The organism is Phenylobacterium sp. (assembly GCF_004297125.1).
Lineage (GTDB): Bacteria > Pseudomonadota > Alphaproteobacteria > Caulobacterales > Caulobacteraceae > Phenylobacterium.
Window position 1 is genome coordinate 173,709 of sequence record NZ_SCVD01000024.1, and the last position, 26,092, is coordinate 199,800.

Below are 26,092 nucleotides of genomic sequence, written 5' to 3' on the forward strand. Positions count from 1 at the left end.
GCCTCGCCGTCCAGCAGCTTCATCCCGGCGTCCTGCAGGATGCGCGACACCTCCGACGGCTGGCCGCACTCTCAGGCGTTGTTGCCCAGGAGGCCGACCACCGGGATCGTGCATTCCGTGAGCAGGCGCGGGCTCTCCGTATAGAACGCTTCAGCGTCCGGCGGCGGTTCGAAGGCGGACGCGTCGTAGGGCTGTGACATCGGGCCAAGGAACGGCGCCGCCACAGGCCGGTTCCGCCGAGGCGCGCTGCGCCTGAAGGTTGACCTCACTAAACTTCAGGTTTCTTTGACAATGGGCCGGCTTAAATTTCCGGCGAAGCTGGAACCGTGGCTGTAGGGCGACGTTTCCCGGAACGGTGGGGGTGTGCCTGGCGCGCGCCAGGGCATTTCCCCGCGATCGCGGACCAATTCCTGTCGGGGGAAACATGCCTGCTGCCGCTGCCAAGACCGCCAAGACCCGTCGTGCGCCAGGTCCGGAGGCGGAGGTCGATACCGCCCAGTTGCTGGCAGCGTTGCGAGCCTTCCGGCGGGGCGATTTCTCGGTGCGCCTCCCGCGGTCGACGGGCATGGCGGGCGAGATCGCCGAGGCCTTCAACGACGTGGTCGAACAGAACGATCGCATGACCCGCGAATTCGAACGGCTGGGCGACACGGTGGGCCGACAGGGCAAGATCAGCCATCGCGCCAGGCTGCCCGCCGCCCAGGGGTCGTGGGCGGCCTCGGTCGAGGCCGTGAACACCCTTATCACCGACATGATCCACCCGACGGCGGAAATGGCCCGCGTGATCGGCGCCGTGGCCAAGGGCGACCTGGGCCAGACCATGGACATGGAGAACGAGGAAAGGCCGCTGCGCGGCGAGTTCCTGCGGATCGGCAAGGTGGTGAACACCATGGTGGGCCAGCTCGGCTCGTTCGCCGCCGAGGTGACGCGCGTGGCGCGCGAGGTCGGCACCGAGGGCAAGCTGGGCGGCCAGGCCCAGGTGAAGGGCGTGACCGGCGCCTGGAAGGACCTGACCGACAACGTGAACTTCATGGCCGCCAACCTGACGAGCCAGGTGCGGAACATCGCCGAGGTGACCACCGCCGTGGCCAACGGCGACTTGAGCCGCAAGATCACCGTGGACGTGAAGGGCGAGGTGCTGGAGCTGAAGAACACCATCAACACCATGGTGGACCAGCTGAACGCCTTTTCCTCCGAAGTGACCCGCGTGGCCCGCGAAGTGGGGACGGAAGGCAAGCTCGGCGGCCAGGCCCAGGTGAAGGGCGTCACCGGGGCCTGGAAGGACCTCACCGACAACGTGAACCTGATGGCCGGCAACCTGACCGGCCAGGTCCGCAACATCGCCGACGTGACCACCGCCGTGGCCCGGGGCGACCTCTCCAAGAAGATCACCGTGGAGGTGCGGGGTGAGATCCTGGAGCTGAAGAACACCATCAACATCATGGTGGACCAGCTCAACGCCTTCTCCTCGGAAGTGACCCGCGTGGCCCGCGAAGTGGGCACCGAGGGCAAGCTGGGCGGCCAAGCCCGGGTGGAGGGCGTCACGGGCGCCTGGAAGGACCTGACCGACAACGTGAATTTCATGGCCGCCAACCTGACCGGCCAGGTGCGGAACATCGCCGAGGTCACGACCGCCATCGCCAACGGCGACCTGTCCAAGAAGATCACCGTGGACGTGAAGGGCGAGATCTCCGAGCTCAAGATCACCATCAACACGCTCGTCGACCAGCTGAACGCCTTCGCGTCGGAAGTGACCCGCGTGGCGCGCGAGGTGGGTACGGAAGGCAAACTGGGCGGCCAGGCCCAGGTGAAGGGCGTTGGCGGGGCCTGGAAGGAGCTCACCGACAACGTGAACCTGATGGCCGGCAACCTGACCGGCCAGGTCCGCAACATCGCCGAGGTGACCACCGCCATCGCCAACGGCGACCTGTCGAAGAAGATCACCGTGGATGTGCGAGGCGAGATCCTGGAGCTGAAGAACACCATCAACACCCTGGTGGACCAGCTGAACTCGTTCTCCTCGGAAGTGACCCGCGTCGCGCGGGAGGTGGGCACCGAGGGCAAGCTGGGCGGCCAGGCCGAGGTGAAGGGCGTCGCCGGCGCCTGGAAGGACCTCACCGACAACGTGAACCTGATGGCGAACAACCTGACCGGCCAGGTCCGCAACATCGCCGAGGTGACCACCGCCGTGGCCAACGGCGACCTCTCCAAGAAGATCACCGCCGACGTGAAGGGCGAGATCCTGGAGCTGAAGAACACCATCAACACCATGGTGGACCAGCTCAATGCGTTCGCCTCGGAAGTGACCCGCGTCGCCCGCGAAGTGGGCACGGAAGGCAAGCTCGGCGGTCAGGCGCAGGTGAAGGGCGTCGCCGGGACCTGGAAAGAGCTGACCGACAACGTGAACTTCATGGCGAACAACCTGACCGGTCAGGTGCGGAACATCGCCGAAGTGACCACCGCCGTGGCCAACGGCGACCTTTCGCGCAAGATCACCGTGGACGTGCGCGGCGAGATCCTGGAGCTGAAGAACACCATCAACACCATGGTGGACCAGCTGAACTCGTTCGCCTCGGAAGTGACCCGTGTGGCCCGCGAGGTGGGCACGGAAGGCAAGCTCGGTGGTCAGGCGCAGGTGAAGGGCGTCGCCGGGACGTGGAAGGAGCTGACCGACAACGTGAACCTGATGGCCGGCAACCTGACCGGCCAGGTGCGGAACATCGCCGACGTGACCACCGCCGTGGCCCGCGGCGACCTCTCCAAGAAGATCACCGTGGACGTGCGCGGGGAAATCCTGGAGCTGAAGAACACCATCAACATCATGGTGGACCAGCTCAACGCCTTCGCCTCCGAGGTCACGCGGGTGGCGCGCGAAGTCGGCACCGAAGGCAAGCTGGGGGGCCAAGCGCAGGTGCCCGGCGTGGCCGGGACCTGGAAGGACCTGACCGACAACGTGAACATGATGGCCGGCAACCTGACCGGCCAGGTGCGGAACATCGCCGACGTGGTGACCGCGGTGGCGACCGGCGACCTGAAGCGCAAGCTGACCCTGGACGCCAAGGGCGAGATCGCGGCGCTGGCCGACACCATCAACGGCATGATCGAGACCCTGGCCACCTTCGCCGACCAGGTGACCAACGTGGCCCGCGAAGTGGGGATCGAGGGCAAGCTGGGCGGCCAGGCCCGGGTGCCCGGCGCCGCCGGCCTGTGGCGCGACCTCACCGACAACGTGAACGAACTGGCCGCCAACCTGACCACTCAGGTCCGCGCCATCGCCGAGGTGTCGACCGCCGTGACCAAGGGCGACCTGACGCGGTCGATCACCGTCGAGGCGTCCGGCGAGGTTGAGGAATTGAAGAACAATATCAACGAGATGATCCGGAATCTTCGCGATCAGACGTTGAAGAACACCGAGCAGGACTGGCTGAAGACCAACCTGGCCCGGTTCACCCGCATGCTGCAGGGCGAGCGCGACCTGTCGACGGTGTCGAACCTGGTGCTGAGCGAGCTGGCGCCGCTGATCAACGCCCAGCACGCCGTGTTCTACGTCTCGGACCGCGACGAGGACGGCAATTCGGTGCTGAACCTGGCGTCGTCCTACGCCTTCAACAACCGCAAGCACCTGGCCAATTCGTTCAAGCTCCGCGAGGGCCTGATCGGGCAATGCGCCTACGAGAAGTCGCGCATCCTGCTGAGCAACGTGCCCAAGGACTATGTGCAGATCTCCTCCGGCCTCGGGGAGGCGGCGCCGGCCAACATCATCGTGCTGCCGGCCCTGTTCGAGGGCGAGGTGAAGGCGGTGATCGAGCTGGCCACCTTCGGCGAGTTCAACGAGACCCAGCAGCAGTTCCTGGACCAGCTGATGGAATCCATCGGCATCGTGCTGAACACCATCGCCGCGAACATGCGGACCGAGGGCCTGCTGAAGCAGTCGCAGCTCCTGACCTCCGAGCTGCAGGCGCAGCAGGAGGAGCTGAAGAAGACCAACGACCGGCTGGAGCAACAGGCCGCCTCGCTCCGTCAGTCCGAGGAGCTGCTGCGCACCAAGCAGGAGGAACTGCAGCAGACCAACGCCGAGCTGCAGGAGAAGGCGCACCTGCTGTCGGTCCAGAACCAGCAGGTGGAAGCCAAGAACCGCGAGGTGGAACAGGCCAAGATCGCGCTGGAGGACAAGGCCGAGCAGCTGGCGCTGACCTCGAAGTACAAGTCCGAGTTCCTGGCCAACATGAGCCACGAGCTGCGCACGCCGCTGAACTCGCTGCTGATCCTCTCCAAGCTCCTGGCGGACAACACCCAGGGCAATCTGTCGGAGAAGCAGGTTGAGTTCGCCCACAACATCCACGCCGCCGGCGCGGACCTGCTGGGCCTCATCAACGACATCCTGGACCTGTCGAAGATCGAGAGCGGCACCACCACCCTCGACATCAGCGAGATGTCGTTCGCCAGCCTGCGCGATCAGACCGACCGCACCTTCAGCCAGGTGGCGGCGGACAAGAAGCTGGAGTTCATCGTCGACCTCGATCCGGCCCTGCCGCGCTCCATGTACACCGACGACAAGCGGCTGCAGCAGATCATCAAGAACCTGCTCTCCAACGCCTTCAAGTTCACCGAGAAGGGGCACGTCAGGCTCAAGGTGGCGCGGGCCCATTCCGGCTGGAACCCCACCAACGACCACCTGAACACTGCCGGACAAGTGCTTGCATTCTCAGTGGAAGATTCCGGAATCGGCATTCCGGAGGAGAAGCAGCGGATCATCTTCGAGGCCTTCCAGCAGGCCGACGGCACCACCAGCCGCAAGTACGGCGGCACGGGCCTGGGCCTGTCGATCAGCCGTGAGATCACCCGGCTGCTGGGCGGTGAACTGCGGGTCGTCTCGACGCCCGGCAAGGGGTCGACCTTCACCCTCTACCTGCCGCTAAACTTCAGCCCGGCCCAGGCGCCGCCGACCCGCTCCGGCGCCGCCCCGCAGCTCCCGCGGCCGATGCTGATGCCGTCGTCCTTCTCGGACGAGCCGGCGGAGGCGGTGGCCGACGACCGCGACCTGATCACCTCCGAGGACTCGGTGGTGTTGATCGTGGAGGACGATCCGCGCTTCGCCTCGATTCTGCTCAACCTGGTCCACGACAGCGGCTTCAAGGGCGTCGTCACGGGCGAGGGCGGAGCGGCCCCGTCGCTGGCCCGCCGCTTCGGCCCCGACGCCATCATGCTGGACATCGGGCTTCCGGACATGGACGGCCTGGCCCTGCTGGACCTGCTGAAGCGCACGCCCGAGACGCGGCACATCCCCGTCCACGTCATCTCGGCCGACGACCAGAAGGGCCTGGGCCTTTCGATGGGCGCCTTCGGCTTCACCCACAAGCCGGTGGAGCGCGAGGTGGTGGTCTCGACCCTGCAGGGCGTGAAGACCTTCGCCGACAAGGCCGATCGCCGGATCGTGCTGGTCGGGCGGGAAGGGGAGGCGGCCGAGATCCTGCGGCAGTGCTTCGCCGACCTGGAGCTGGCCGAGGACTTCAACGCCGTGATCGCCCGGCCCGCCGCGGAGCTTCCGGACGCGGTGGTCATCGAGAGCTCGGCCATGCCGGTCGCGCAACTCATCGACCAGCTCAAGCAGGCGGAGGGCCGCTGCACGCCAGTGTTGGTCTATGCGCCGACCGAGATGGAGCCCGACGACGACCGGCGCCTGCGCCTGTCGGTGTTCGGCGGCCTGGTCCGCATGGCCCGCACGCCGGACCAGCTGGTCGACCAGGCCAGCCTGCTGCTGCACACGCCGCTGGAGACCCTGTCGGCGCCCGCCAAGGCCAAGCTTACCCAAAGCCGGCACGAGGATGCGGTGCTCACGGGCCGCAAGGTGCTGGTCATCGACGACGACATCCGCAACATCTTCTCGCTCGCCTCGGCGCTGGAGGAATACGGTATCGACCTGTCCTATGCCGAGAGCGGTCGGGCCGGCCTCGAGATCCTCGAGGACAAGGCCGACATGGACGTGGTGCTGGTGGACATCATGATGCCAGATATGGATGGCTATGAGACGATCCGCGAGATCCGGTCGCGGCCGGACTCCGCTGACATCCCGATCGTGGCCGTGACGGCCAAGGCGATGAAGGGCGACCGTCAGAAATGCATCCAGGCCGGCGCGTCCGACTACGTTTCCAAGCCGGTGGACATCGACCACCTCATCTCGGTGCTGCGCGTCTCGATCCAGCGGGCCGATGCGATGAAGCTGGCCAGCGACACAGTGGTCTCCCTGATGCCCCAAGCGAGCTGACGTGACGCCAACCGCGACCACCAGACCCTTGCCCCGGGCCTGGGGGGCGGAGCCGCCGGCTCCGCCCGACCTGGACGCCCCGCTCACGGCGCGGATACTCATCGTCGACGACGATGAGCGGAACGCGTACGCGGCGGTGGAGGCGCTGAACGAGCTCGGCCACGAGCTGATCGTCGCCCGGTCCGGCGAGGAGGCGCTGAAGCGGTTGCTCTCGGAAGAGTTCGCCCTGATCCTCCTCGACCTGCACATGCCGGGGATGGACGGCTACGAGACGGCCGCGCTGGTGCGCTCGCGCAAACGCAACCAGCACACGCCGATCGTCTTCCTCACCGCGATCTTCCGCGACGAGGCGCATATCTTCCAAGCTTACTCCGCCGGCGCCGTCGACGTGGTGTTCAAACCGATCGACCCCTTTATCCTGAAGGCCAAGGTGCAGGTGTTCGTCGACCTCTTCCTGAAAACCAAGGAGGTGGAGCGCCAGTCGGCCTACCAGCAGTGGTTGCTGGACGAGCATGCTCGCGTGAAAGCCGAGAACGACCGCACCCAGCGCGCGCTGCGCCGCACCGAGGCGACCCAGGAGGCGATCCTGCGGTCGCTGCCGATCGTCTTCCACTCGCGCAGCATCGAGCCGCCCTTCGCGCCGCTGTTCGTTTCCGACAGCGTGCAGGCGATCACCGGCTTCCCGGCCGGGCGCTTCACCGGCGAGGCCGAGTTCGGGACCAGCCGCATCCACCCCGACGACCTGGCGACGGTGGTCGAGCGCGTCGGCGCCGCCGCCCGCACCGGCCACTACAGCGTCGAGTACCGCTGGCTCTGCGCCGACGGCCAGTATCGGGTGCTCCAGGACCAGGGCGTCGTCGCCCCCAGCACGGACGGCGAGGCGCGCGAGATCTTCGGTGTGATCCTGGACGCCACCGACCGCCGCAGCCTGGAGGAGCAGCTGGCCCAGGCCCGGAAGATGGAGGCCGTCGGCCAGCTCACCGGCGGCGTCGCCCACGACTTCAACAACCTGCTGACGGTGGTGCTGGGCAACATCGACATGCTGGCCACCCGCAAGGAGGAGGATGAGCGCCGCATGCGGCGCATCGAGGCCGTGCGCCAGGCCGCCGAGCGGGGCCGCGACCTCACGGGTCAGCTGCTGGCCTTCTCGCGCCGCCAGCGCCTCACCCCCGTCACCCTGGACGTGAATCGCCTGATCCGCGACTTCGCCCCCCTCATGCGCCAGGCGGTCGGCGAGGCCGTCACGATCGATCTGGACCTTCCGGCCGAACCCCTGAACACCCACGTCGACTCGACCCAACTCGAGACGGCGCTGCTGAACCTCGCCGTCAATGCGCGCGACGCCATGCCGGAGGGCGGCCGCCTGCTGATCGCCACCCGCCGGGAGCCCGGCCCGACCGAGCTGGGCTATGTCGCCATCGAGGTGCGCGACACCGGCATCGGCATGAGCGGAGAGGTGCGGACCCGGGTCTTCGAGCCATTTTTCACGACCAAGGACGTCGGCAAGGGCTCCGGGCTGGGCCTGAGCCAGGTCTACGGGTTCGTTAGCCAGTCCGACGGCGAGGTGCGCCTGGAAAGCACGCCGGGCGAGGGGACCGCGTTCCACCTCCTGCTGCCGGCCAGCGGCGGCGAGGCGGAGGCCCCTCGGCGCGATGTCCCGGCGGCCAAGGTGGTCGGTGGCGTCGAGAAGATCCTGCTGGTCGAGGACGACGCCACGGTGCTGGCGCTGACGCTCGATGTCCTGACCGGTCTGGGCTACCAGGTGACCACCGCCACCAACGCCAGCGAGGCGCTGGAAGTCCTGCACGCCAACCCGGCGATCGACCTGCTGTTCACGGATGTCGTCATGCCGGGCGGTGTCAGCGGCCTCAGCCTGGCCCGCACGGCGCGCCAGCTGCGGCCGAGCCTGCGGGTGCTGCTCACATCCGGTTTCGTGGGCGAGGACCGGGCGATCGACGGGCGGGAGTTCCCGCTGCTGGACAAGCCCTACGAAGCAGCGGTCCTGGCCACGACGCTCCGCAAGCTCCTGGACCGGCCCGAACGGAAGCCGCGCAAACGCGCGTCGGCGGCCGCGGAATAGAAATCCTAGCGGTCCCGGGCCAGCCGCTTGAGCGCGGCCGCCACGCGACGCGCATGGGCGCGGTCCATTTCCCCGTCCCGTTCACCCGCCGAGAGTTGTATCGCGATGCGCTCCAGGGCGGTCGCGTCGCCGTGCGGCGCGAAGACGCCGGCCAGCAGTCGCGCCTCCATCATGAGGTCTGCCTGCACCTCTGGCGGGCAGGCGTTCAGCATTGCCTCGTCGAAGTCGATGACCTCGCAGGTTTTCGGACGGCCCTGATGTCGGTGTGGATGTCCCATCTGGTGGCGGGTAACCCCTTATTCCACCGGGAGTTCCCCCCTACCTGCGACGCATGATCGCTGTTGAGGCCATCGCCCGCTGGGGTTGCTTGCATTCGCCTATTCGATGGTCGAGGTTCCCGCAAAAGGGGGCCACATGATTCAGGACTCGGAGCACGGCAGGCGTCTTGCCCAGAACCTTGTCGAGCTGCTGGCGCCCTATGAAGAAGAATTGATCCAGCTTGAACGCGATGTGCCGGCGTTTGGTCCCCTGCGGCGGGCCTTGGGCATCGTGATTGCCGAGGCCTGCTATTGCATTTCGGATACAGTGTTGCCGCAAGAAAACCTTGTTCCTCCGGCCGATGACGCGGCCAGTCGTACAAGGTAGAGCTCACGTCCTCTAGGAGATCCGGACACAAATGGCCAACAGACCCGAGGCGGTCGCTGATCCTGTAGACGTCGCTGTCGGGGCGCGGATACGGCTGTTACGCAAGGTGCGGGGCTTGTCGCAACAGGCGCTGGCGGAAGCCGCCGGCGTGACGTTCCAACAGATCCAGAAATACGAGCGCGGCGCCAATCGCGTCAGCGCCTCCATGCTGACTCGCATCGCCAAGACCTTGGGCGTGCCGGTGGCCGAGATGTTCGGGGAAGCATCGGTCCACAGCGGCGCGGTCGACGAAGTCGCGGCCCTGCTGGCCGAGCCTGGCGCCCTGGAACTTCTCAAGGCCTATGCCAGCCTGCCGCGCGGGGTCTCCCGCTCGGCCCTGGTGGAGTTCGTCCGCAGCCTGCGCAGCCAGCCGAGCTGATATTCATGCGCACGTCCGCGGTCCTGGCCGTCCTGGCGGCGGTCGCCTTGGCGTCGCCGGCCTTCGGCGCGCCCAGGGACGCGGCCGAGCGCAGGATGGTCGCGACCGTCGAGGCCGACAACGCGCGCAACCTGAAGCTCCTCGAAGATCTGGTGCGGGTGAACTCCGGCACCATGAACCTCGCGGGCGTCGAGCGGGTGGGGCAGATGCTGCGCCCCGAGTTCGAGCAACTGGGTTTTCAGGTCCGCTGGATCCCGATGGCCAAGGTGGGCCGCGCGGGCCACCTGATTGCGACCCACAAGGGGAACGGCAAGGGCAAGCGCATCCTGCTGATCGGCCACCTGGACACCGTCTTCGAGCCCGATAGTCCGTTCCAGGACTGGAAGCGCGACGGCGACATCGTCGAGGGGCCGGGCGTCGGCGACATGAAGGGCGGCGACGTGATCATCGTAGCCGCGCTGCGCGCCATGCAGGCGGCCGGCACGCTGAAGACCGCCGACATCACCGTGGTGCTGACGGGCGACGAGGAGAAGCCGGGCGCGCCGCTGGCGGAAGCCCGCGCGGACCTGATCGCCGCCGGGCGCAACAGCGACGTGGCGTTGGACTTCGAGGGGCTGTCGCGGGTTGGCGGCCGGGACGTGGGCTCGATCGCACGGCGGTCCTCCACCTCTTGGACGATCCGGGCCAAGGCGCCGTCCGGCCATTCGTCGGGGGTCTGCAAGCCGGCTGCGGGCTGTGGCGCGATCTACGAGCTGGCCCGCATCGTCGACGAGTTCCGCCGCGAGCTGCCGGAGCCGAACCTGACCTACAACGTGGGCGTGATCGTGGGCGGCTCCCAGGCCGACCTGAACGCCGGCGACACCGGCGGCCAGGCCAGCGGCAAGCCCAATGTCATCGCCGCCGAGGCCCTGGCGCGCGGCGATATCCGCACCCTCTCCGAGGAGCAGGAGCAGCGGGTGCGGGCCCGCATGAAGGCCATCGTCGCCCGCCACCTGGATAAGACCGAGGCCGAGATCGTCTTCTCCGACGATGGCTATCCGCCCATGGCGCCGACCGAGGGCAACAAGGCGCTGCTGGCGAAGCTGAACCAGGTCAACGCCGCCCTGGACCTGCCCGAGATGCCGGCGGGCGATCCCGCCAATCGCGGCGCCGGCGACATCTCGTTCGTGGCCTTCATCGACGGGCTGGTCGGGCTGGGCATGGCGGGCGAGGGCAGCCACGCGCCCGGCGAGACGGCCGACCTGAAGAGCCTGGACGTTCAGGCCAAACGCGCCGCCCTGCTGATCACCCGGCTTTCGAAAGAGCCTCGGCCAAGGCGATAGCTCATCCGTTCGTCCCGCATCCGCGGCGATGAGCCTGGCGTCAGGCCGGAGCGCCCAGCGTGGCCAGCGCGTGCTCCTTGATGGCCTTGTAGTCGACCTTTCCGTTGGGGGCGCGGCCGATGCTCGCCACCACCACCAGTTCGCGGGGGGCCTTGTAGGCGGCGAGCTGGCCGCGCACGTGCTCGGACAGGCCGGCCAGGGTCGGCTGGGCGCCGGCTTCGGGCTCGACCACGGCGCAGATCCGTTCGCCGAAGCGGCTGTCGGGGACGCCGACCACCACCGCATCGCGGACGTCGGCGTGGCGCTTCAGCGCCTCCTCGACCTCCTCGGGGAAGACCTTCTCGCCGCCGGTGTTGATGCAGACCGAGCCGCGGCCCAACAGCTTCAGCGAGCCGTCGGTGTTCACCTCGGCCCAGTCGCCCGGCACGCTCCAGCGGACGCCTTCGATGACCTTGAAGGTCTTGGCGCTCTTCTCCTCGTCCTTGTAGTAGCCCACGGGCAGGAAGCCGCTCACCGCCACCAGACCGCGCTCGCCGGAGCCGGGCTCGACCCGCCGGCCGTCCTCGCTGAACACCGCCGTGTTGGGGCCGAGCATGAAGGCTGCCGTCTGGGCCTCCGCGCCCGCGGCGGAAGCCGACGCTCCCAACCCCACGGCCTCCGAAGAGCCGAAGCTGTCTGCGATCAGCGCGCCGGGGATGTGGCTGAGGAGACCCCGCTTGTTTTCCTGGCTCCACATCGAGCCTGAGGAGCTCATCGCGCGGACGCTGGTGAGATCCCAGCGCCCGGGATTGGCCTCCAGCGCCTCGAGCATGGGCGTGGAGAAGGCCAGGCCGACGAGAACGATGTTGGTGGCCGCTAGCCGTTCGGTCTCGTTCCACAGCTCGACGGGGTCGAACTTCCGGGAGGGCAGGGCGCAGACCGTGCCGCCGCCGTTGAAGGCGATAAAGGCGGAGAACTGACCGGTGCCATGCATCAGGGGCGCGGCCACGATCATGGTGCCGCGCAGGTGGTCCGGCCCCTGGATGCGGGCGATGAGTTCGGGAATCGAGGTGGCTGGCGGGATGCCCAGGGCCGCGTTGCCGCCAGCGCCCAGCACCTGGAACAGGTCATCCTGGCGCCACATCACGCCCTTGGGCATGCCGGTGGTGCCGCCGGTGTAGAGCAGCAACAGATCGTCGCCCGAGCGGCCCCAGCTCGCCTTCACCGGACGCTCGGCCGGCGCCCTGGCGACGATGGTGTCGTAGTCGGCGGCCCAGGCCGGGACCGGATGGCCGGGCTCGGCCACCGCGATCCAGGCCTTCACCTTCGGCAACCGGTCGCGGATCCGCTCCAGCAGGTCCGTGAACCCGGCGTGGAAGACCACCGCCTCGGCGTCGGCGTTGTCGAAGAGGTAGACGATCTCCTCGGCGCCGTAGCGATAGTTCGTGTTGACCGGCGAATAGCCGCCCTTGAACGCGGCGAAGTAGGTCTCGAGGTACTCGGGGCCGTTGCAGAGGTAGCCCGCGACCTTGGCCTGATGGCCCATGCCGCTTTGGATGAAGTGAGCGGCCAGGGCGTCGGCGCGGGCGTCGAACTGAGCCCAGGTAATGACACGCTCGCCCTGCACCAGCGCCGGGCGCTCCGGTTGGGCGGCGGCGATCGCCTCCCACACGTCCGCGATTGTCCACGCCATGGCCGATACGCCTCCCGACACGCTCTTGTTCGTTGGAAGGAAGTTGGCGGCCTGCCGTGGGGTTATGTCAAACGGGGATGGTCGCTAGATCGGGACGGCGGTCGTGGACTTGATCTGCTCCATGGCGAAGGCCGAGCTGACGTCCGAGAGCGGGACGGCGGCGATCAGGCGCTTGTAGAAGGCGTCATAGGCGGCGATGTCGCGCACCAGCACCTTCAGCAGGTAGTCGGTGTCGCCGGACAGCCGGTAGAATTCGACCACCTCGGGCATCGAAGCGGCCGCGCCGGCGAAGGCGTCCAGCCATTCCTGGTCGTGGCGATTGGTGCGCACGGAGACGAAGACCGCCAGGCTCAGGTCCAGCTTGCTGCGGTCCAGCAGCACCACCCGCTTGGTGATGATCCCGGCGTCGGTCAGCCGCTTGATCCGCTTCCAGCACGGCGTCTGCGACAGGCCGACCAGCTGCGCCAGGTCCGCGATGGCGATAGTGGAGTCCCGCTGCAGTTCTCGCAGGATGCGGCGGTCGACGGCGTCGAGAACGAGATCCATAGTCGTGGCTCCCCTCAGAGAACCAGATTCTAGCGTCGGGCCTGGATGGAGGCCAGAGGTTCGTCTTCTAGTGCTCCAAGGGCGGCGGCCCGCTGGGCAGCGGGGCGGGCTTGGCGAACGGCACGATGATAAGAGCGACGGCGAACAGCAGGGCCATCAGCATGTAGGTGTCCGCGAACGCCAGGGTCGCCGCCTCGCGGCCCACGACCCGGCCCATGACCGCCTCGGCCATCTGCAGGGCGCGGGCGCCGTCGGGAGTCCACTGCTGCGCCATCTGCGAGAGGCCTCCGATCATCTCCCGCGCCCTGTCCGGCTGCTCGCCCATGGCGGCCGACAGGCGGGCGGCATGGTCGCGGGTGAAATCGATCAGCCAGGTGTTCACCACCGCGATCCCGATGGCGCCGCCCAGGTTGCGCATCAGGTTGAACAGGCCCGACGCATAGCGCAGCTGGTCCGGCGGTACGCCGTTCAGCGCCATGCCCACCGCCGGGACGATGCACAGCAGCATGGCCAGGCCCCGCATCACCTGCGGCCAGAACAGCTCCCAGAAGCCCCACTCGGGCGTCACGTGGCTGAACATCCAGAGCGACAGGGCGAACATCGAGAAGCCGACCGCGATCACATAGCGGGCGTCCACCAGGGTGGAGAGCCGGGCCGCAATCGGGGCGGTGATGGTCATGGCGATCCCCGTGACGAACACGGTCAACCCGATCTGCAGGCTGGAGAACTCCCGGATCCGGCCGAGATAGACCGGCGTCAGGTAGGTGGCCGCGTAGAGGCCGAAGCCGATCACCACGTTCAGTGCGCAGGCCATGGCGAAGGTCGGCCGCTTGAATGGCGTGAGCTTCACCACGGGCATGGTGGAGAAGAACGTCCGCTCGAAGAACACCACGCAGCCGACGAAGGAGAACCAGGCGGCGGCCAGCACCTTCTCGTCGGTGAACCACTCGTGGCGCGGGCCTTCCTCCAGCACGTACTGGAGGCCGCCCAGGAAGACGGCGAGCGAGGCCACGTGCAGCCAGTCGATGCGCTTCAGCATCGCGGGATTGGCGCCGTCCACCTTGCCCAGCAGGGGGAACAGGATGGTGATTGCGACGCCCGGCACGATGTTCATGAAGAACAGCCAGCGCCAGTCGTAGTACTCGGTGATCAGGCCGCCGACGCTGGGCCCCAAGGTGGGAGCCAGGGTCGAGACCATCCCTAGGATCGCCGGGATCATCGCCCGCTTCGGCCCGTCGAACATGGCGAAACCGGTGGCGAACACCAGCGGCACCATCGCGCCGCCCGTGAAGCCCTGGATGGCCCTGAACGCGATCATCGAATTGATGTCCCAGGCCAGGCCGCACAGCAGGCTGGAGAGCGTGAACAGGCCTGCCGAGAGCGTGAACAGCCAGCGGGTCGAAACCGCCTGGGACAGGAAGGCCGCCAGCGGGATCATGACGATCTCGGCCATCAGATAGGCGGTCTGCACCCAGGCGATCTCGTCGGGCCCGGCGTTCAGCCCGGCCTGGATCGAGTTCAGCGAGGCAGCGACGATCTGGATGTCCAGCAGCGCCATGAACTGACCGAAGGCCATGATCGCGAAGATCAGCAGCTTGCGGCTCTCGCTGAGCGAAGCCGGCCCGACGGGCGGCGCGCCGGCGGCGGAAGCGGTTGCGACAGTCATGGTCCTTGCGCTCCGGCGGTCGGCGCTTAATATTATGAGCATCATATAAACGCGGGCAAGCCCATGCGCTATAGCGAGACCCACAAGGAAGAGACTCGGAAGAAGGTCGTGAAGGCCGCGGCCAAGGCCGTTCGGGCCAAGGGGCCGGAGGGCGTCGGCGTCGCCGAGATCATGGCCGAGGCCGGCCTGACCCACGGCGGCTTCTACGCCCACTTCCCGAACAAGGAGGCCCTGGTGGTCGCCGCCATCGAGGAAGCCTTCGGGCAGAGCTCGCGACGCTTCGGGAAGATGACCGACGGCCTTGTCCCCGCCGAGGCGCTGGCGAGGTTCGTGGATCTCTACGTCACCCCGGAGCACCGGGCGCATCCCGAGCGGGGCTGCCCGGTCGCGGGCCTTTCCAGCGAACTGCCGCGGCAGGGCCTGCCGGTGCGCGAGGCCTACGAGCGCGGCGTGCGCAGCCTGGTGGGCCGGATCGCGAACTGGCTGCCGGAAGGCACGAGGGACCGCGACAGCCTGGCCGCCTCCATCGTGGCCGAGATGGCCGGGACGGTGGCGCTGTCACGCGCCATCTCCGACGATGAGGAAGCCGATCGCCTGCTCGCCGCGGCGCGGGCCGGCATCAAGGCCCGCATGGGGATCGTCCAGTGAACGCCGTCGCGCCCGACCTGTCGAAGCTCTCCGGCCTGGAGCAGCTGCGATACGCCTTCGATCCGGCGCGGCCGGAACGTGCTCCGGGCATCGGCCGGACGCTGGGCTTCTCGGTCATCGAGATGGAGGAGGGCCGGGTGGTCTTCGGCGGCCATCCGGACGAGAGCGTCTACAATCCGATCGGGACCGTCCATGGCGGCTATGCGGCCACCCTGCTGGACAGTTGCGTGGGCTGCGCCGTGCATTCCGCGCTGAAGGCGGGGCAGGGCTATACGACCCTGGAGCTCAAGGTCGCCTACCACCGCGCCATGACCAAAGACACCGGCCCGGTCCGCGCCGAGGGCAAGGTGATCCAAGTGGGCCGCCGGGCCGCCTTCGCCGAGGGCCGGCTCACCGACCTGGAGGGCCGCCTGTACGCGACCGCGACCTCCACCCTGCTGGTGTTCGACCGATGAAAATGGAAACCGTCACCGAAGGCGTGCCCGTCAAGGCCAGGCGCAGGTTGCCGCCCCGGGGCGTGCTGATGCTGGGCGCGGCCCTGGTCGTGGGCGCCGCCGGCTACACCTACATCCACTCGGCCAAGGCCTCGGCCACCACCGACAACGCCTATGTGAAGACCGACGTCACCATCGTGGCGCCGCGGGTGCGGGGCCATGTGGCCGAGGTGCTGGTGCGCGACAATCAGCCGGTGAAGGCCGGCCAGGTGCTGGTGCGCCTGGATCCCGAGGAATACGCCGCCCGCGTGGCCTCGGCCCAGGGCGATCTGGCCATCGCCGAGGCCGCGATCGCCTCGGCGCAAGCCGCCCTCGGCCGCCTGGGCTCCGAGGAGGCGATGGCCGTGGCCGAAGTCCGCGAGGCCGAGACCGGCATCCGCGCCGCCGACGCCGAAGCGGTCCGGGCGAAGGCCGACTGGGTTCGCTACGATGCGTTGCTGAAGACCGGCTACGCGCCGCGCCGCGACGCCGACCGGATCCAGACCCACGCCGTGGCCGCCGCGGCGGCGGCCGACAAGACCCGCGCCATGCTTGCGGTCAGCCGTAGCCAGGCTAGCGTCACCGCCAGCCGCCGGGGCGAACTGCTCGCCGCCATCGCCCAGGCCAGGGCCCAGCGCCAGAAGGCCGCCGCAGCCCTCGACCTGGCTCGCCAGGACCAGCAGCACGTAGAGATCCGCGCGCCGGTGGCGGGCGTGGTCGGCGACCGCCAGGCCAATGTCGGCGACTATGTCCAGCCCGGCTCGCGGCTGCTGGTCGTCAATCCGCTGGACCGGCTCTACATCACCGCCAACTTCAAGGAGACCCAGACCGCCCGGATGCTGAACGGCCAGGCGGCCAAGGTGAAGGTCGACGCCCTGCCGGGCGTGGTCCTGAAGGCGCACGTGGACAGCTTCGCCCCCGGCACCGGCTCGGAGTTCGCCTTGCTGCCGTTCGAGCCCGGGGTCGGCAACTTCACCAAGATCGTCCAGCGCGTGCCCGTGCGCCTACGCTTCGATCCCGGCCAGCCGGGGGTGGCCAAGCTGCGCCCCGGCCTGTCCGCCAAGGTCACGGTCGAACTGGAAGGCGAGTAGCAAATCTGAATCCGGTCTCAGACAAAGCCGTTATTCCCACTTATATAGTAGGAATAACGTCGGGCCATGCCGGAAGCCCGTATCGAGCTTGAAATGGACGATGGCGCCCTGGACGCCTTCGTCGCCTGTCCCGACAGCCCGGGCCGCAAGCCACCGATTCTGTTGCTTTCCCGGCGGAATGGACCCGCCAAAACGGCGGAATCCCGGGCCCGGCGCCTATCCGCCCACAATTATTTCGTCCTCGCGCCCGATCTATCGGGCCTCTCGGCGGACGACAGGCGGGAGGCCGCTCGGGCCTGCCTGGACCATCTCACCGACGAGCGCCGGGTGGATGACACGCGGGTCGGCGTGCTGGGTTTCGGGTCCGGCGCCGACCTCGCGCTTGCCCTGGCGGCAGGTCGGGCCGAGCGGATCGCCGCGGTCGCGGCCTATGGCGCGCGGGGTTTCGGCCCCAGGGCCGTGCTGGAAATATCGCAGAAAATCAATGGATTGGTTCGCCTTGGCTATGCGATGGGCGCGGTCCCCGCCCGCGCGGGCCTGCTCGAGGCGGCGCTTAACCTATCGGGCGTGCTGTTCGACATCGAAGTCTACGAGGACGAGCCCCGCTGGTCCGAGCTGCTGGATTTCTTCGGCCGTGGCCTCGGCGCGTCAGCGTCGGAGAGCGATGATGGAACAGGAGCCGCGCGTCACGCGCTCAACCCTTAGACGACTGATGTGACGCATCTTCTGTAGCGCCCGACGCGCGCGGCGCTAGGATACCCAAAGCGACTCGGTCACGGCGACCCCCGCCGGGACCTCGCGCCAACATTTTAGCCGGGGGAGCCCATGGCCACGGAAAAGAAGACGAACGCCCTGCAGAAGCCGCTGACGCCCTCCGCCGAACTGGCGGCCGTCGTAGGCGCTGGCCAGCTTTCGCGCGGTGAGACCGTCTCGAAGATCTGGGAATACATCAAGAAGAACAACCTGCAGAACCCCGCCAACAAGCGCGAGATCCTGGCCGACGCCAAGCTCAAGCCCGTGTTCGACGGCAAGGACAAGGTCAGCATGTTCGAGATGAACAAGCACCTTGCGAAGCACCTGAAGTAGGACGTGTGCGGCGCCTCCATGCGCCGCCGCCTTCTACGGAAAAGAGAGACCTCGCGGGCCGCTCGCCCTGCGAGGTCTCTTCACTTTTGGACCGAGCCCTTACATAAGGGCCGACCTGAGCGGCCCGGGCCGCCATATCCCTTCTCACGGACGCTTTCGTGACCTCGCCCAACAGAGCCATCATCCTCGCCGCTGGGCAGGGCAAGCGCCTCCTGCCGCTCACCGAGGCGCGTCCGAAGTGCCTGATCGAGCTTTCGGGCCGCGCCCTGCTGGCCTGGCAGCTGCTGCGCCTGCAGGCGGCCGGCGTGCAGGAGGCGGTGATCGTCACCGGGTTCCGCGCCGACGCCGTCGAGGCCGAGGTCGCGGCCCTGAGTCTCGACATGCCCGTGCGGCTGGCCTTCAACCCCTTCTACACGGTGTCAGACAACACCGCCTCGTGCTGGATCGTACGCCAGGAGTTCGACCGCGAGGTGCTGGTCCTGAACGGCGACACCCTGTTCGGCCCGGGCGTGGCCGAGCGCCTGCTGGCTGCGCCACCGGCCGAGATCACCGTCGCAATCGACCGTAAGCCGGCTTACGACGCGGACGACATGAAGGTGCTGACCGAAGCGGGCCGCCTCGTGGCCATTGGCAAGACGATCGAGGCCTACGACGCCGAGTCCATCGGCTTCCTGCGGTTCTCTGTCGAAGGCGCCGCCAAGTTCGCCGCCGGCGTCGAGAAGGTGCTGCAGACGCCGGATGGCCTGCGCCGCTGGTACCTGTCGGTCATCGATGAGCTGGCCCGCGCGGGCGTCGACGTGAAGGTCGCCTCCATCGAGGGCCTCGAATGGGGCGAGATGGATTTCCCGCAGGACGTCGAGAACCTGAATCGCCTGTCGAGCGGCTGGACGGCGCCGGCCCGCGCCTAGGCGCCTGATCTCATAGCGATGATGCCTGAAGAATAGGCGCATGTGGCCTGTTGGGCGGCCGTCCTGGCCCCCGCCGATGCGTGGCAACAACTTCGAAAGGCTGGCAACCTTAGCGTCCCGACTTTGCGCGCCTGTGGTGGGCGCCGCCCAGTTGCGGCAGAGGTTCCGTGTCCGACAACGATGAGGCGCTGGTCCCGGAGCGGATCCTCGAGCTCTCCGAGCGACTTTCGACGGCCGCGGCCACCAGCATCGGCGAGATCGCCCGCATCAACCGCGAAGCCAAGATGCTAGCCATCAACGCGCTGATCACCGCCGCGCGCGCCGGCGAAGCGGGGCGTGGCTTCGCCGTCGTCGCCGAGGAGTTCAAGCAGATCTCGTCGCGCATCGACGAGGTGACGGCCGACCTGGAGAGTCAGGTCCAGGGCAACCTGAAGGAGCTCTCCGCGGTCGGCGGGGCGATCCTGGGTCACCTGCGCGGTCAGCGGCTGGCCGACCTGGCGCTCAACGCCATCGAGATCATCGACCGGAACCTCTACGAGCGGACCTGCGACGTCCGCTGGTGGGCCACCGACTCAGCAGTCGTGGACTGTGCGACGGCGGCCACGGACGCGGCGGCCGCGCACGCCAGCAGCCGTCTGAAGGTCATCCTCGACGCCTACACGGTGTACCTCGACCTATGGATTTGCGACGCCCGCGGCCGGGTGATCGCCACCGGCCGGCCCGAGCGCTATCCGCGCGTCGCCGGCAGTTCGGTCGCGAACGCGGCGTGGTTCAAGAACGCCAAGTCCACCGCGTCGGGCCAGGAGTTCGTCGCCTGCGACGTGGATCGCGAAGTGCTGCTGAACGACGCGCCGGTCGCCACCTACGCCGCCGCCATCCGCCGCGAAGGGTCGGTGACCGGCGAGGTCATCGGCGTGCTGGGCATCCATTTCGACTGGCAGCCCCAGGCCCGCGCGGTGGTCGATGGTGTCCGCCTGACCGAGGAGGAGCAACACCGCTCGCGCGTCCTCCTGCTGGACCGCACGGGCCGGGTGCTGGCCGCCTCGGACCGGCGCGGCGAACTCACCGATCGTTTCCAGCTGCCCGCCACCGTGGTCAGCATGGGCAGCTATGCGGATCAGGGCGTGACCGTCGGCTATGCGCTGACGCCAGGCTACGAGACCTACGAAGGGCTGGGCTGGTACGGCTGCATCGTCCAGGAGGAGCGCCGGGCGCACGCCCCGTCCGAGCGCGCGGACGCCGCCTAGCCGGCCACGATCCGCCGGACGAGGTCCAGGTCGGCGGGCTTGTCGACGTCCACCGAGGCCAGGCCGTAGGGCGTCTCCACGATCGCCGCCCGCACCCCGGCCAGTGCGCCCAGCCGCGCCGCCGCGTCCCGGAGGCTCAGGCGACGGGTGATGTAGCGCAGCAGCATCCGCGGCCCCAGGATCTGGGCCATCTTCCACGGCCGCTTGCGCTCGGCCTCCACGCGCCGCCAGAGGTCGATGACGCCCAGGGCGCGGTCGTTGGCCAGGTAGAAGAGGTTGCAGCCCGACCAGTCGCCGTCGGCCAGCTTCAGCCAGGTGCGCTTCGTGCCTGGCGCGGCGGCCTCGACCGTGGCGCGGGCGGCGACCAGGACGGTGACGTCGGCTTCGGCGGGCGTGTCGGCGAGGAAGCGGGCGACCCATTCGGGTCGCAACAGCGCGTGGTCGGCGGTCGTGACCACCAGAGGCGTCCCCAGTCGTTCCGCGCCCGCCCTGACGCTGAGGCTGGGCCCCGCGGCCTCGTCCAGGGCCTCCGCGCCCAGGCGGGCGATCTCGTCGCGGACCTCGGGGTGGCTTGAGATCACCGCGACGCGCGTCGCGCCCGCCGCCCTCAAGGCCGCGACTACTCGCGCCAGCAGGGTTTCGCCGCCGAGCCGGATCAGGGCCTTGTGCGCGGCCCCGCCATAGGCCGCCACCGGGTCCTCGCCGCCGCGCGAACCCGCCAGCACCAGCGCCGAGAAGCCGGTCACGCCAGCGCCTTCTCGTAGAGCCGGTAGGTCTTGTAGACCTTGGCCCCGCCCGCGTCGCAGATCCGGCGCATGGCGACGTTGTCCTCCAGGATCCACGACAGCTCGTAGCGCTCGTAGCCCAGCTCGCGGGCCGCCCGGGCGACCGCGTCGATGAGCTGGAAGGGCAGGAGCTGGCCGCGGCGCGTCGAGGCGAACTTGCGCTTCACACCCATCAGCGGCACCCGGCCGGTCTTCGGTCCCTTCACCTTCAGCCGCCAGAGCAGCTTGAGGAAGCCGAACGGGAACAGCTTGCCCTTCAGGTCGGCGATCGCCTCGTTGATGTTGGGCAGCAGGATCATGAAACCCGCCGGCTCGCCGTCGATCTCGGCGAACCAGGCCAGTCGGGCGTCGATCAGTAGCTTCAGCGTCGTCGCCAGGGCCTTGGTCTCGGCCTCGGTGGTGGGCGTAAAGCCCCAGTTGCCCGACCAGGCGTCGTTGAGGATCCCGGTGAGCGTCCGCACCTCCTCGTCCAGGCGCTTCATCTCCAGGGTGCGCAAGGTGACACCTTCGGGCAGGCCCTTGCGGATGCGGCGCAGGATGGGGGCGGGCAGGTCGTCGGCTACGCTGCAGACATAGGCGAAGATGTCCTTGGCCCTGGCGTAGCCGGCGCCTTCGATGCGGCCCGGCGTGTAGCGCGGGTCGTGGCTCATCATGAACATCGGCGGGTTGTCGTGGCCCTCGACCAGAAGCCCAACCTCCTCGTTGGTCGACAGGTTCACCGGCCCGATGGCGGTCTTGCAGCCCTTGGCCTTCAGCCAGGCCTCGGCGGTCGCGAAGAGCGCGGCGAAGACCTCGGGGTCGTCCTCGGCGGCGATCAGGCCGAAGTGGCCGACGCCCTCCGCGGTCTGCGGGTTGAGGTGGTCGATCTGGGCGCTGATCCGGCCGACGTCGCGGCCGTCCTTCACCGCCAGCCAGAACTGGACGTCGGCGTGCTCGAAGAAGGGATTGCCCTTGGCGGTCAGCGACTCGCCGCGCTCGATGATCAGCGGCGCGATATAGTTGGGGTCGCGCTCGCCCAGCCGCATGGGCACGCGGATGAACCGGTCCAGTTCCGCCTTGGAACCGACCGGGACGATGTGGACGCCCCCCGAGGCCATCATCCCTCCAGATAGAGCAGCACGGTCACCCCGAGCGCCGCGAACATCGCCGGCGCGGCCCAGGCCGCCAGGATCGGCGGCACGGCCCCGTTCTCGCCCAGCGCCGTGAAGGCGCCGTCGAACACCAGGTACAGCAGGCCGGCCGCCATGCACTGGATGATCAAGGTCGCCCCGCCCCCCCGGAAGTTCGCCAGGGCGGCGGGTGCGGCCAGCAGCAGCATCACGAGGCAGGACAGCGGCGCCGCCCAGGCCCGCTGGAGCTGGGTGTCGTAGAAGGTGCGCGGCCGCACCGAGAGGCCGCCGGCGAGCGCCCGGCTGGCCTCGGCGGGGGTCACAGAAGTCTGGCCCTGGGCCAGCGTGCGCACGTCGCTCGGACGCAGGCTCTGGGTCCAGTCCATGGATCGCGCCTGGCCCTCGGTCACACTGGCTGCGCCCAGGGTCTCGAAGCGTGGCTCGACCAGCCGCCAGCGCTCGTTCTCGAAGACGGCGGCCGGGGCGCTGGTGCGCTGGACCAGCCGGCCGGCCTGGTCGCGGCGATAGATGGTCACCTTCTCCAGGCTGCGGCCGTCGGGGTCGCGGGGCACCGCGACGACGATCTCGTCGCCGACGCGGAAGGTCACCGGATCGATGACCTTAGACGGGTCTTTCAGCGAGCTCGCCTGCCACCAGTCGCTCAGGATGGTGTCGGTGCGCGGTGCGATCTGCATGCCGATGGCCAGCTGAAGCAGGGTCAGGACCAGCGCCGCAGGGATCGCCATCATTGTCAGGCGGTAGGCGGAGACGCCCGTGGACCGCATCGCCGTCACCGCACTGTCGCCCGCCAGCTTGCCGAAGGCGAAGAGGGCGCCGGCCAGCACTGCGAGCGGCGCGGCCTGTTCGATCAGGCGCGGCAGGCGCAGCAGGGCGTAGTAGCCCACGCCGCCGGCGCCCAGGTTGCGGTCCAGGATCTCGTTGGTCACGTCCAGCAGGTCGAGGATCTGCAGGACGCCGACCAGCACCAGAAGGGCGATGAGGATCCGCGACCCCATCAGCTTGAGGAGATAGCCGCCCAGGGTCATGCGGCGGCTCCCGCCGCCTTCTTCTTCATGCGCATGCGGGCCATCGCGGCGCCGAGATGCTCCATGAGCTGGCCGATGGGCGTCTCTCCGGGCCGCTTGCGGCTGGTGATGAAGACCGTGAAGGCGATCAGGGCGAAGATCAGGAAAGGCACGCCGACCGAAAGCTCCGCCGACATGCGGCCGCTGGCGGCCAGTCCCTGGCCAAGCTGCACCATGTGGTGGAAGGCGAGGAGGAGCAGACCGCCGACGATGGCGCCGGGCGCGCGTCCACTGCGCTTGGCCGCCAGCCCGAGCGGTACGGCCAGCAGGGGCAGCAGCGGCAGGGAGAAGGCGCGCGCCAGGCGGCCGTAGAGCTCGGCCTTCAACGCCTCCCGCGGGATCGTGGACCGGCCGCTCCGCGCCTGGTCGGCGAGCTCGAACAGGGTCAGCTCGCGCTCGTCGCCGCCGCGAGACCGCAGCAGCTTGGCCGGCCCGGTCATGGGAAGCTGCATGGTGAAGGTCTTGAAGCTCAGGATCTCGGGGCGGCCCTGGTCGTTGAAGCGGAGCTGCTGGCCGTTCCGGAGCTCGAGGCGCACGTTCTGGCCGTCGTTCGTGCGGCGCACCTCGGCCATCTGGGCCGTGGTGACTTCCTCGCGGCCCTTGTCGGTGATCCGGCGGATGAAGATGCGCGAGAGCTGCTGGCCCGCCGCGTCCGCCTCGTCGGTGGTCATGGTCAGGTCCTTGGACGGCGACAGGATCGTCTCGGCGGGGACGAGCCCGTTCCAGCCGGCGTTCTGGGCCGTGTGCAGCACCGCGCGGTAGGCGTAGCGGCTGTAGGGCTGGAGGAAGCCGAAGACCAGCAGGCTAACCCCGGTCAACGCCGCGGCAAGGCACAGATAGGGCGCCGCCAGGCGGGTGAGCGAGACGCCCGCCGCCAGCAGGGCGTCGATTTCCGAGGCCTGGTTCATCCGGTTCACGACGACCACCAGGGCCAGGAAGAAGGCGGCCGGCAGGGTCAGGCCCAGGTAGTGAGGCACCAGGTTCACGGCCAGCTGGGCCACGAATCCGAACCGGTCGCTGGACGCCGACAGCATGTCGAGCAGCCGCAGGATACGCTCGAGCAGCAGCGCGACCAGCGTCACGCCCATCGCCCCTACCATCGGCCAGAAGGCCAGGCGGAGCAGGTAGCGGTCGATGAGACTCAACAGGTCCCCCGGGATGCGGCGGTCATGCCCGCCAGCGGGCGGCGAAATCGGCGGCGAGCGCCGCTGCCTCCTCCTCGCTCAGTGCGACGTGCGAAGCAAGCGCTGGCGGACCTGGCCAGCCCGCATCCTTGAAGGCCCGGCCGCCGTAAAGCCGCTCGCCTTCGTATCGAGGCAGAACGTGGAAGTGGACGTCGGGGTCGACCATCATCAGCATCAGGTAGTTGATGCGCTCGTAGGCCACAGCATTTCGAAGCAGGGCCTCAATGCCATCGACGGCCAGCTTCATGTCGGCGAATGCGGCGGGCGACAAGTCGGAGAACGCTGTCGCCTGGTCCTTGCAGACCAGCACCAACGCGCCGTACGTCGGTTGTTGCGGCCGCACGAGGACCAGCCAATGCTCCGTCTCCGCGACCATCGTACGCGGGTATCCGAACTTGCGGGCGGTCGGGTTCGTCACGATCTGTCCGTGCCAGGTGAGCGGCCAGGCCGCGCGAAGATCATAGGGAGCCGGTCCTGACCATGAAAGGCCGAACGGCCGCATTCGCCGTCGCCGCGGGCCTTCTGGCCGCCAGCCCCGCCCTCGCGGACCAGGGCTGCGCGGGCGTGCGCGCCGCGAACTCCTCCCGACTGGTGGTCCAGGTGGCTGGCGTCCGCCCGGCCGTGGGCGAGGTGGCGATCACCGTCTATCCCGACGACAAGCGCCGTTTCCTCGCCAAGGGCGGCAAGCTGGCGCGCCAGCGGGTGCGGGCGGCCGCAAGCGTGCGCGCCTGCTTCTGGCTGCCCCAGGGCAGCTATGCCGTGGCGGTCTATCATGACCGCGACGGCGACCGCGACTTCGACCGTACGCTGGTGGGCTTGCCAGCCGAGGGCTTCGGCTTCTCCAACGACCCGGAGACCAAGACGGGCCTGCCCTCCCTGTCGGCGGTTCGGTTCCGGGTGGGCCCGGGCGAGCGGCTGGCGCCGATCCAGATGAAGTACCTTCGCTAGCACAGTACGTAGCCGCCCAGGGTCTCGACGGTCATTGCCGCGGTGATTCCGTGCGCCGTGACCTGCGTGCGGAAGCCCGCCCCCTCACGCGCGATGGCGATCTCGTTCCATCGCGCCGGCTGTCCGTGGCCGCCGACCGGCGTCGAGGCGGCCGGGACCGCCAGGATGGGGATCGGCCCGGCCGGACCCGCCGTCCGGGTCATCAGCGCTTCATGGGCGTGACCGTGGAGGACCAGCTCGGCGCCGGTCTCCGCCAGCATGGCCCGAAGGGCCCCGGCGTCGGTCAGCGCCTTGCGGCCCGCCACCACGCCCTGCGCCACGGGATGGTGCAGGAGGACGATTCGAAAGAGGCCCTGTTCCGCGGTCTCGCGAAGCAGCGCTCGCGCCCGCTCGATCTGCGCGGCGCCCAGTGTGCCCTGGGCCAGGTGCAGCGCCGTCGGCGTGGCGGACGAGAGATTGACCAGCGCCACCGGCCCGCGGACGCGCAGATAAGGGAAGCCGCGGTCGTCATCGCCGAGCCAGGGCTTCCAGGGTGCGAAGCTCTTCGGCGCTCCCGCGGCGCTGAGCGCGTCGTGGTTGCCGGGGCTGACCGTGACCTCCGCCTGATCGCCGAGGCCCTCCAGCCAGACGCGGGCGGCCGCGAATTCCTCTGGCGTCGCGAAGTTGATCACGTCGCCGGTTATGACCACATGGTCGGGCGCATGGGCGGCGACGTCGGCGGCGATGGCGTCCAGGACGGCCCGGATGTGTCGCCGCTGCTTGCGCCGCCACGCGAAACGGCTCAGCAGCCGTTTCGAGGCGGCGTCGCGCCAACGGAAGGGCAGGGGCGGCGGCGGGAGCTGCAGGTCCGACAGATGGGCAAGACGGAAGGCGGTCACGAGCTTTCCTAACGGAACGGCGCTCGGTATCAGGTT

General features: G+C 68.7%; 24 protein-coding genes. 13 read left to right on the forward strand and 11 right to left on the reverse strand.

Translation table 11 applies throughout. From position 1 onward, the window contains the following. Positions 1-71 precede the first annotated feature (71 nt). Positions 72-200 (reverse strand): hypothetical protein, encoded by a 129-nt coding sequence (locus EPO51_RS17105; RefSeq protein ID WP_293352745.1) that lies wholly within the window; start codon positions 198-200, stop codon positions 72-74. A 224-nt stretch (positions 201-424) separates the two neighbouring features. Here EPO51_RS17105 and EPO51_RS17110 point away from each other — a divergent pair, with 224 nt between their 5' ends. Beyond that, the gene (locus EPO51_RS17110) at positions 425-6,265 is read left to right on the forward strand and encodes a HAMP domain-containing protein (RefSeq protein WP_293352747.1); all 5,841 of its coding nucleotides are present in this window, start codon (positions 425-427) and stop codon (positions 6,263-6,265) included. A 1-nt stretch (position 6,266) separates the two neighbouring features. Beyond that, positions 6,267-8,345: a response regulator gene (locus EPO51_RS17115; protein ID WP_293352749.1), complete on the forward strand. Its 2,079-nt coding sequence runs from the start codon at positions 6,267-6,269 to the stop codon at positions 8,343-8,345. Between the two features lie 5 nt (positions 8,346-8,350). On the opposite strand, the gene EPO51_RS17120 is transcribed toward EPO51_RS17115, so the two are convergent. Beyond that, on the reverse strand, positions 8,351-8,623 hold the full coding sequence (locus tag EPO51_RS17120) for a hypothetical protein (RefSeq protein ID WP_293352751.1): 273 nt from the start codon (positions 8,621-8,623) through the stop codon (positions 8,351-8,353). A 136-nt stretch (positions 8,624-8,759) separates the two neighbouring features. Between EPO51_RS17120 and EPO51_RS17125 the strand changes: the two genes are divergently transcribed. The 3 genes from EPO51_RS17125 to EPO51_RS17135 are packed head-to-tail and all read left to right on the forward strand — an operon-like array spanning position 8,760 to position 10,730. Then, positions 8,760-8,990: a hypothetical protein gene (locus EPO51_RS17125; RefSeq protein WP_293352753.1), complete on the forward strand. Its 231-nt coding sequence runs from the start codon at positions 8,760-8,762 to the stop codon at positions 8,988-8,990. 31 nt (positions 8,991-9,021) lie between these two features. Next, positions 9,022-9,408 carry a helix-turn-helix domain-containing protein gene (locus EPO51_RS17130; RefSeq protein ID WP_293352755.1) on the forward strand — a complete coding sequence of 129 codons (387 nt, stop codon included), beginning with the start codon at positions 9,022-9,024 and terminating at the stop codon, positions 9,406-9,408. A gap of 5 nt (positions 9,409-9,413) precedes the next feature. Then, a complete protein-coding gene (locus EPO51_RS17135) occupies positions 9,414-10,730 on the forward strand; it encodes a M20/M25/M40 family metallo-hydrolase (protein ID WP_293352757.1) in 1,317 nt (438 codons plus the stop codon). 40 nt (positions 10,731-10,770) lie between these two features. On the opposite strand, the gene EPO51_RS17140 is transcribed toward EPO51_RS17135, so the two are convergent. The 3 genes from EPO51_RS17140 to EPO51_RS17150 form a co-directional block, all read right to left on the reverse strand. Continuing rightward, positions 10,771-12,402, reverse strand: coding sequence for an acyl-CoA synthetase (locus tag EPO51_RS17140; RefSeq protein ID WP_293352759.1), 1,632 nt, complete (start codon positions 12,400-12,402; stop codon positions 10,771-10,773). 84 nt (positions 12,403-12,486) lie between these two features. Beyond that, positions 12,487-12,948, reverse strand: coding sequence for an Lrp/AsnC family transcriptional regulator (locus tag EPO51_RS17145; protein WP_293352761.1), 462 nt, complete (start codon positions 12,946-12,948; stop codon positions 12,487-12,489). 67 nt (positions 12,949-13,015) lie between these two features. Further along, on the reverse strand, positions 13,016-14,614 hold the full coding sequence (locus tag EPO51_RS17150; protein ID WP_293352763.1) for a DHA2 family efflux MFS transporter permease subunit: 1,599 nt from the start codon (positions 14,612-14,614) through the stop codon (positions 13,016-13,018). A gap of 63 nt (positions 14,615-14,677) precedes the next feature. Here EPO51_RS17150 and EPO51_RS17155 point away from each other — a divergent pair, with 63 nt between their 5' ends. The 7 genes from EPO51_RS17155 to EPO51_RS17185 all read left to right on the forward strand — a co-directional run bounded on the left by EPO51_RS17155 (position 14,678) and on the right by EPO51_RS17185 (position 20,067). Continuing rightward, positions 14,678-15,262 carry a TetR/AcrR family transcriptional regulator gene (locus EPO51_RS17155; protein ID WP_293352765.1) on the forward strand — a complete coding sequence of 195 codons (585 nt, stop codon included), beginning with the start codon at positions 14,678-14,680 and terminating at the stop codon, positions 15,260-15,262. Next, on the forward strand, positions 15,259-15,717 hold the full coding sequence (locus tag EPO51_RS17160) for a PaaI family thioesterase (RefSeq protein WP_293352767.1): 459 nt from the start codon (positions 15,259-15,261) through the stop codon (positions 15,715-15,717). The genes EPO51_RS17155 and EPO51_RS17160 overlap by 4 nt, the downstream gene beginning before the upstream one ends. After that, complete coding sequence (locus tag EPO51_RS17165) at positions 15,714-16,826, forward strand: HlyD family secretion protein (RefSeq protein ID WP_293352769.1); 1,113 nt, start codon at positions 15,714-15,716, stop codon at positions 16,824-16,826. Before EPO51_RS17160 ends, EPO51_RS17165 begins: the two co-directional genes overlap by 4 nt. A gap of 66 nt (positions 16,827-16,892) precedes the next feature. Beyond that, complete coding sequence (locus tag EPO51_RS17170; RefSeq protein WP_293352771.1) at positions 16,893-17,531, forward strand: dienelactone hydrolase family protein; 639 nt, start codon at positions 16,893-16,895, stop codon at positions 17,529-17,531. A gap of 120 nt (positions 17,532-17,651) precedes the next feature. Further along, complete coding sequence (locus EPO51_RS17175; RefSeq protein WP_293352773.1) at positions 17,652-17,912, forward strand: SWIB/MDM2 domain-containing protein; 261 nt, start codon at positions 17,652-17,654, stop codon at positions 17,910-17,912. Between the two features lie 158 nt (positions 17,913-18,070). Continuing rightward, positions 18,071-18,820: a phosphocholine cytidylyltransferase family protein gene (locus tag EPO51_RS17180; RefSeq protein ID WP_293352775.1), complete on the forward strand. Its 750-nt coding sequence runs from the start codon at positions 18,071-18,073 to the stop codon at positions 18,818-18,820. Between the two features lie 167 nt (positions 18,821-18,987). Then, complete coding sequence (locus EPO51_RS17185; RefSeq protein WP_293352777.1) at positions 18,988-20,067, forward strand: methyl-accepting chemotaxis protein; 1,080 nt, start codon at positions 18,988-18,990, stop codon at positions 20,065-20,067. Here EPO51_RS17185 and EPO51_RS17190 read toward each other — a convergent pair. From EPO51_RS17190 to EPO51_RS17210, 5 genes are read right to left on the reverse strand one after another with little or no spacing between them, the layout of a single operon-like run. Next, entirely contained in the window at positions 20,064-20,813 is a 750-nt protein-coding gene (locus EPO51_RS17190) for a nucleotidyltransferase family protein (protein ID WP_293352779.1), read from the reverse strand. The two genes, EPO51_RS17185 and EPO51_RS17190, sit on opposite strands and share 4 nt — an antisense overlap. Continuing rightward, positions 20,810-21,949 (reverse strand): dATP pyrophosphohydrolase, encoded by a 1,140-nt coding sequence (locus EPO51_RS17195; protein WP_293352781.1) that lies wholly within the window; start codon positions 21,947-21,949, stop codon positions 20,810-20,812. Before EPO51_RS17195 ends, EPO51_RS17190 begins: the two co-directional genes overlap by 4 nt. Then, positions 21,949-23,007, reverse strand: coding sequence for an LptF/LptG family permease (locus EPO51_RS17200; RefSeq protein ID WP_293352783.1), 1,059 nt, complete (start codon positions 23,005-23,007; stop codon positions 21,949-21,951). The genes EPO51_RS17195 and EPO51_RS17200 overlap by 1 nt, the downstream gene beginning before the upstream one ends. After that, complete coding sequence (locus EPO51_RS17205; protein ID WP_293352785.1) at positions 23,004-24,191, reverse strand: LptF/LptG family permease; 1,188 nt, start codon at positions 24,189-24,191, stop codon at positions 23,004-23,006. Before EPO51_RS17205 ends, EPO51_RS17200 begins: the two co-directional genes overlap by 4 nt. Before the next feature lie 22 nt (positions 24,192-24,213). Beyond that, the gene (locus EPO51_RS17210) at positions 24,214-24,648 is read right to left on the reverse strand and encodes an HIT family protein (protein ID WP_293352787.1); all 435 of its coding nucleotides are present in this window, start codon (positions 24,646-24,648) and stop codon (positions 24,214-24,216) included. Positions 24,649-24,710: 62 nt separating this feature from the next. Between EPO51_RS17210 and EPO51_RS17215 the strand changes: the two genes are divergently transcribed. Continuing rightward, positions 24,711-25,178 carry a DUF2141 domain-containing protein gene (locus EPO51_RS17215; protein WP_293352789.1) on the forward strand — a complete coding sequence of 156 codons (468 nt, stop codon included), beginning with the start codon at positions 24,711-24,713 and terminating at the stop codon, positions 25,176-25,178. On the opposite strand, the gene EPO51_RS17220 is transcribed toward EPO51_RS17215, so the two are convergent. Then, the gene (locus tag EPO51_RS17220) at positions 25,175-26,056 is read right to left on the reverse strand and encodes a metallophosphoesterase family protein (RefSeq protein ID WP_293352791.1); all 882 of its coding nucleotides are present in this window, start codon (positions 26,054-26,056) and stop codon (positions 25,175-25,177) included. The genes EPO51_RS17215 and EPO51_RS17220 overlap by 4 nt on opposite strands. Positions 26,057-26,092: the final 36 nt, after the last annotated feature.

What these genes read in the sequence shown, in the direction of transcription:
- EPO51_RS17150 (WP_293352763.1), bottom strand. Translation starts at nt 14,614, where the DNA reads ATGACTGTCGCAACCGCTTCCGCCGCCGGCGCGCCGCCCGTCGGGCCG.
- EPO51_RS17145 (WP_293352761.1), bottom strand. Translation starts at nt 12,948, where the DNA reads ATGGATCTCGTTCTCGACGCCGTCGACCGCCGCATCCTGCGAGAACTG.
- EPO51_RS17215 (WP_293352789.1), top strand. Translation starts at nt 24,711, where the DNA reads ATGAAAGGCCGAACGGCCGCATTCGCCGTCGCCGCGGGCCTTCTGGCC.
- EPO51_RS17175 (WP_293352773.1), top strand. Translation starts at nt 17,652, where the DNA reads ATGGCCACGGAAAAGAAGACGAACGCCCTGCAGAAGCCGCTGACGCCC.
- EPO51_RS17140 (WP_293352759.1), bottom strand. Translation starts at nt 12,402, where the DNA reads ATGGCGTGGACAATCGCGGACGTGTGGGAGGCGATCGCCGCCGCCCAA.
- EPO51_RS17125 (WP_293352753.1), top strand. Translation starts at nt 8,760, where the DNA reads ATGATTCAGGACTCGGAGCACGGCAGGCGTCTTGCCCAGAACCTTGTC.
- EPO51_RS17105 (WP_293352745.1), bottom strand. Translation starts at nt 200, where the DNA reads ATGTCACAGCCCTACGACGCGTCCGCCTTCGAACCGCCGCCGGACGCT.
- EPO51_RS17195 (WP_293352781.1), bottom strand. Translation starts at nt 21,949, where the DNA reads ATGGCCTCGGGGGGCGTCCACATCGTCCCGGTCGGTTCCAAGGCGGAA.
- EPO51_RS17200 (WP_293352783.1), bottom strand. Translation starts at nt 23,007, where the DNA reads ATGACCCTGGGCGGCTATCTCCTCAAGCTGATGGGGTCGCGGATCCTC.
- EPO51_RS17135 (WP_293352757.1), top strand. Translation starts at nt 9,414, where the DNA reads ATGCGCACGTCCGCGGTCCTGGCCGTCCTGGCGGCGGTCGCCTTGGCG.
- EPO51_RS17165 (WP_293352769.1), top strand. Translation starts at nt 15,714, where the DNA reads ATGAAAATGGAAACCGTCACCGAAGGCGTGCCCGTCAAGGCCAGGCGC.
- EPO51_RS17155 (WP_293352765.1), top strand. Translation starts at nt 14,678, where the DNA reads ATGCGCTATAGCGAGACCCACAAGGAAGAGACTCGGAAGAAGGTCGTG.
- EPO51_RS17110 (WP_293352747.1), top strand. Translation starts at nt 425, where the DNA reads ATGCCTGCTGCCGCTGCCAAGACCGCCAAGACCCGTCGTGCGCCAGGT.
- EPO51_RS17120 (WP_293352751.1), bottom strand. Translation starts at nt 8,623, where the DNA reads ATGGGACATCCACACCGACATCAGGGCCGTCCGAAAACCTGCGAGGTC.
- EPO51_RS17130 (WP_293352755.1), top strand. Translation starts at nt 9,022, where the DNA reads ATGGCCAACAGACCCGAGGCGGTCGCTGATCCTGTAGACGTCGCTGTC.
- EPO51_RS17170 (WP_293352771.1), top strand. Translation starts at nt 16,893, where the DNA reads ATGCCGGAAGCCCGTATCGAGCTTGAAATGGACGATGGCGCCCTGGAC.